This is a genomic window from Pseudomonas sp. (assembly GCF_037994325.1).
Lineage (GTDB): Bacteria > Pseudomonadota > Gammaproteobacteria > Pseudomonadales > Pseudomonadaceae > Aquipseudomonas.
On record NZ_JBBNAH010000484.1, the window covers coordinates 1 to 5,563 of the forward strand.

The window sequence follows — 5,563 nt, forward strand, 5'->3', positions numbered from 1 at the left end:
GGCAAGCGCTTGCCGCTCTACTGGGTTTTGAGCACAGCCAAATATTCCTCATGCAGGGTTTTCAACAACTGCGCCGCCGGCAAGCTGCGCACTTTGCTGGCATTGGTGCCGGCCCAGTGGGCGGCGAACTCGGAACTGCCGGCCTGGCTGGCCGCTTCGATAAGCTTTTTGCCGGCGTTATAGGCGATGCCAAAACCTGGCACGCTGGGGTGCCCTTCGCCGCCCACTTCCAGCATAAAGCGGTTTAGCACGCCCCGCGCCGGGCGCCCGGAAATCACTCGGGTGATCTGCGTTTGCTTGGCCCGTTCACTGCTGAGCATGGCGCGGTAGCTGGCGTTGGCGGCGGACTCGGGGCACAGCACAAACGCGGTACCCAACTGCACCGCTACGGCGCCGAGTTCGAGCATGGCGGCGATATCGGCGCCGTCCATAATGCCGCCGGCGGCGATGACCGGAATCTCCAGCTCACGTACCAGCTCTTGCACCAGTTCAGCGGTGGTCAGGCAGCCATCAATCTGGTCGGGATCAAAAATGCCGCGATGGCCACCGGCTTCGATACCTTGCGCCACCACCATATCCACGCCGGCGGCCTGCACCCGACGACCTTCCTCCAGCGACGTCGCCGAGGCCACCAGCACAATGCCAGCGGCCTTTAAGGCATCGATACGTTCCTGCGGTGGCAAGCCCAGGTGCAGGCTGACCATGGCTGGGCGTTCTTCCAGCAAGACTTGCAGCTGCGCTTCATCGTTGTACAAGCTGGTGTAGATGTCGTGGATAGCGGCGGGCGGCGCGGCGGCAAACTCGGCAAACCATGGTGCCAGATATTGCAGCCAGCGCTGCTCGACGGCGGCGTCCGGCTGCGCGGGCACGTTGCAAAACACATTGATGTTGAAGGGCTTAGCGGTGGCGGCGCGCAGTTGGCGGATCATCTCGCGACCGGCTTCGGCATTTACTGCGGCAATCGAGATGGAGCCCAGCCCACCGGCATTGCTCACCGCTGCCGCCATGGCCGGTGTGGCGGTGCCGGCCATGGGCGCCTGGATGATAGGAAGCTGGACGCCCAGCAGGGTGTTGAGGTCGTTCATCCGGTGTCTCCTCGCAAAGGCAGTAAGCAAACGCGGCGGCGCTCAAGGGCGCGGGCGGGGAAGTATATCGCTGCTGGGCGGTTGATCGCGTACCGGCTGGTTAACGCCGCTTTTCTCTCGGCGGTTGGGCAATGGCCGACGGCTCGCTGCGTAGCCGGGGGATTTTGCTTGTTGGCTGCTTGGCACAGGCTGACGGCGGTGCCCACGCCGCCGGTGTGGTGCTTGGTCCTGGCGTCCTGCTGAGCCCTGATATGCAGTTTTACCTTCTCAGTTTTCCCCTGTGGTTGTTGTTTGCCGTGATGGTGTTGGGCAGCGCTCTATTAACGGCCTGCGCATCCTGTTTGCTGGGGCGCTATTTGCCCGCCACGGGGGGCGATAACGCGTTGGGCTTGGCTATATTCCAGACGGTTGGGGCGATATTTGGCATCACCTTGGCGTTTACCATTTCTGAGGTTTACACCGAGTTCGAGGCGGCGCAGAGCAACGTTTCGCAAGAGTCCAATGTGCTCGGCACGCTTTACCGTCTGGCCATCGAGTTACCAGCGCCGCAACGCGACGAGCTGCAGGCCGGCTTACATACCTATGCACAGCGAGTGGTCGACAGCGAGTGGCCAGCAATGGCTCACGGTGACCATAGCCTTCTCGCCAGGGCGGCACTGGACCGTTTATGGCAAGTGCAGCGCGAATTCCAGCCAAGCACCCCGCCGCAGCAGACGCTGGAGGTGCGTCTCTACGAGCAGGTGCGTGCACTCACTGAACACCGGCGCAATCGCCTGCTCGATAGTCGCTCGCAGCTGGCACCGCTGATGTGGGCGTTGTTGCTCGGCGGCGGGTTTGTCACCGTGGCGTTTGCGCTATTGCTGCGCAGCGGCCATGCGCGCAGCCAGGCGCTGATGAGCGCCACCCTGGCGGCGGTGATCGGCTTTGGTCTATTGCTGGTGATGGCGTTGGACTGCCCCTTTAGTGGCGGCATGCATGTGCCGCCCGATGCTATCGCCGATACCCTGGCGCTGATGCCGCGCCTTTAAGACGCATTGGTCTGCATGTAGGCCATTGCCGAGGAAATCTGTCTGCTGTCTGTATATGGATACAGTAGAATCGCCAGACTTTATCCAAGGCAGCCCTATGGCAGCGCAACCACTACAACGGGGTTTTCTCCTCTCCCGGCACTGGCGCGACACCCCGGCGGGCACCCAGGTGAGCTTCTGGCTGGCCACGGATGACGGTCCGCGGCTGCTGCGCTTGCCGGTGCAAACCTCGGTGGCCTTTGTGCCGGCCGAACAGCGCCTGCGGGTGGAGGGCATGCTCGGCAAAGAAAAGGACGTAGAGCTGCGCGAGCTGGCCTTGCAGGATTTCCACCACCGCCCGGTGCTGGGCCTGTACACCCGTTCGCACCGTCAGCTGATGAATATCGACAAGCTGCTGCGCAGTGTTGGCGTGGATGTTTACGAGGCGGATGTGCGCCCGCCCGAGCGCTATTTGATGGAGCGCTTTATCACCGCGCCGGTGCTGTTTTCCGGCACGCCAGACGGTAGTGGCGGTTTTGATGACGCCCAGTTAAAGCCCGACCCCGACTACCGCCCGCAGCTCAAACTGTGCTCGCTGGATATTGAAACCACCCGCCATGGCGAGCTGTATTCGATTGCCGTGGAAGGCTGTGGCCAGCGCCAGGTGTATATGCTCGGTCCGGCCAATGGTGATGCCGCGCGGGTGGATTTCGACCTCGAATACTGCGACAGCCGTGGGCAGTTATTGGAGCGCTTGAACAGCTGGTTAGCTACCCATGACCCCGACGCCATCATCGGCTGGAACGTGGTGCAGTTTGATCTGCGGGTGCTGCTCGAACATTCACAAAAGCTGCAAATTCCGCTGCGCCTGGGCCGTGATGGTGAGGCCATGGGCTGGCGCGAACATGGTGGGCGCAGCAATCACTTTTTCGCTGAGGCGGCGGGGCGGTTGATCATTGATGGCATCGAGGCGCTGCGCTCGGCGACCTGGAGCTTTCCCTCGTTTAGCCTGGAAAACGTCGCGCAAACCTTGCTCGGTGAGGGCAAGGATATTTCCACGCCCTACCAGCGTATGGACGAAATCGACCGCATGTTCGCCGAGGACAAACCGGCGCTGGCCCGCTACAACCTTAAAGACTGCGAGCTGGTCACGCGCATCTTCGCCAAAACCGAACTGCTGAGCTTTTTGCTTGAGCGCGCCAGCGTGACCGGTTTGCCGGCCGACCGCAGCGGCGGCTCGGTGGCGGCCTTTACCCATTTATATATGCCGCTGATGCACCGCCAGGGCTTTGTTGCACCCAACCTTGGCGAGCGCCCGCCCGAGGCCAGCCCCGGTGGTTTCGTGATGAACTCGCAGCCGGGGCTGTATGAGTCGGTGCTGGTGCTGGATTACAAGAGCCTGTATCCGTCGATTATTCGCACCTTTCTGATCGACCCGGTGGGCTTGGTGGAAGGTCTGCGCGAGCCGGACCCAAGCGCCAGCGTTGAAGGCTTTCGCGGTGCACGGTTTTCCCGCGTGCGGCATTGTTTGCCGGCCATTGTTTCCCGGGTGGCTGAGGGCCGTGAGCAGGCCAAGCGCGATAACAATAAGCCGCTGTCGCAGGCGCTGAAAATCATCATGAACGCCTTTTACGGCGTGCTTGGCTCCAGCGGTTGCCGCTTCTTTGACCCGCGCTTGGCCTCGTCCATCACTCTGCGTGGTCATCAGATCATGCACCAGACCCGCGAGCTGATCGAAGCTCAGGGGCACACCGTGATCTATGGCGATACCGACTCCACTTTTGTCTGGCTTGGCCATGAGCACAGCGAAGAAGACGCGGGGAAAATCGGCCGTGCCCTGGTGCAGCGGGTTAACGAATTCTGGCGTGAGCACCTGCAGCGCGAGTTTGGTTTAACCAGCGCGCTCGAGCTGCAATACGAAACCCACTTTCGTCGTTTTCTGATGCCGACCATTCGCGGCGCGGAGGAGGGCAGCAAAAAGCGCTACGCCGGCTTGATGGGCGAGCAGATGGTCTACAAAGGCCTGGAAACCGTACGCACCGATTGGTCGCCGCTGGCCCAGCAGTTTCAACAGCAACTGTACGAACGCATCTTTAGGCGCCAGCCCTATCAGGACTATGTGCGCGAATACGTGGTGCGCACCCTGGCCGGCGAACAGGACGATTGGCTGGTGTACCGCAAACGCTTGCGCCGCCCGCTGGCTGACTATGAACGCAACGTACCGCCTCATGTGCGGGCGGCGCGGCTGGCCGACGAATACAACAGCGAACAGGGCCGGCCACGGCAATACCAGCGCGGCGGGTGGATCAGCTATGTCATCACCTTGGCCGGGCCACAACCGCTGGAAGCGATCACCTCGCCGATTGATTACGACCACTACCTCACTCGCCAGCTACAGCCAGTAGCGGATGCGATTCTGCCCTTTGTCGATGATGACTTCGCCACGTTGGTGGGTGGGCAGCTGGATTTGTTTTAGATCCCTTTAAAGGCCGGTGCGCACAGCACACCCTACGCGCACGTCCGCACCAATACACCCGCCACAATTCGTCCATTCAGCCCCTTTGCAACTCTGCAAAGTGGCCGTGCACCCCTGTCTATTCCGCGCTTTTCAGCCATGGGTGATCATGGCTCCACGGTTTGCAAACAAGCCAACGAGTTCACCTAAACCCGCTACTCATACCATTAAAACTGAAAAGGAAATTTACCCATGGCCATCGCCAAAGCAGCTCCAGGCAAAACCCTTCTGAACCATGACGACCACACCCTGATCATGATCGACCACCAGTCGCAGATGTCGTTTGCCACCAAGTCGATCGATGCCACCACCCTGCGCAACAACGCCGCGCTGGTCGCCAAAGCTGCCAAGGAATTCAAGGTTTCCACCATCCTGACTACGGTTGCCGCCAAGAGCTTTTCCGGGCCGATTTTCGATGAAATCAAATCGGTATTTCCCGAGCACACCATCATCGACCGCACCAGCATGAACACCTGGGAAGACGAACGCATCGCGGTAGAAGTGAATAACTTCGGCAAGCAGAAAATTGTGCTGGCTGGCCTATGGACGTCGGTGTGCATTGTTGGCCCAGCGCTGTCGGCCATCGACCAGGGCTTTGAGGTGTACTTTATCGCTGACGCCTGTGGCGACGTTTCGGTAGAAGCCCACGAAATGGCCATTCAACGCATGGTGCAACTGGGCGCCCGGCCCATGACCTCGCTGCAATACCTGCTGGAACTGCAACGCGACTGGGCTCGCGGCGAGACCTACGACGAAACCGTGAAAACCTCCATCGCCCACGGTGGTGCGTATGGCCTGGGCCTGATTTACGCCAAGAGCATGTTTAACGCCTCTGAAGGGCATTGATTAATCGTTAACCAAACCCCGCCAACGCCTGTGTGTTGGCGGGGTTTTCTACGTAAACCCTCGTCGTCCCCGCGCAGGCGGGGACCCAGGTGCGCGGACAGCCGTTGCAG

At 60.7% G+C, this 5,563-nt stretch carries 4 protein-coding genes; 3 read left to right on the forward strand and 1 reads right to left on the reverse strand.

What is annotated here, in order from left to right; translation table 11 throughout:
- Nucleotides 1-17 precede the first annotated feature (17 nt).
- Nucleotides 18-1,085, reverse strand: coding sequence for a nitronate monooxygenase (locus AAAB16_RS16485; RefSeq protein ID WP_340664295.1), 1,068 nt, complete (start codon nucleotides 1,083-1,085; stop codon nucleotides 18-20).
- A 131-nt stretch (nucleotides 1,086-1,216) separates the two neighbouring features.
- On the opposite strand from AAAB16_RS16485, the gene AAAB16_RS16490 reads away from it, so the two are divergent.
- The 3 genes from AAAB16_RS16490 to AAAB16_RS16500 all read left to right on the forward strand — a co-directional run bounded on the left by AAAB16_RS16490 (nucleotide 1,217) and on the right by AAAB16_RS16500 (nucleotide 5,453).
- Nucleotides 1,217-2,113, forward strand: coding sequence for a DUF4239 domain-containing protein (locus tag AAAB16_RS16490; protein WP_340664296.1), 897 nt, complete (start codon nucleotides 1,217-1,219; stop codon nucleotides 2,111-2,113).
- Between the two features lie 97 nt (nucleotides 2,114-2,210).
- Entirely contained in the window at nucleotides 2,211-4,568 is a 2,358-nt protein-coding gene (locus tag AAAB16_RS16495) for a DNA polymerase II (RefSeq protein ID WP_340664297.1), read from the forward strand.
- 231 nt (nucleotides 4,569-4,799) lie between these two features.
- Complete coding sequence (locus AAAB16_RS16500; protein ID WP_110617028.1) at nucleotides 4,800-5,453, forward strand: hydrolase; 654 nt, start codon at nucleotides 4,800-4,802, stop codon at nucleotides 5,451-5,453.
- Nucleotides 5,454-5,563 lie beyond the last annotated feature (110 nt).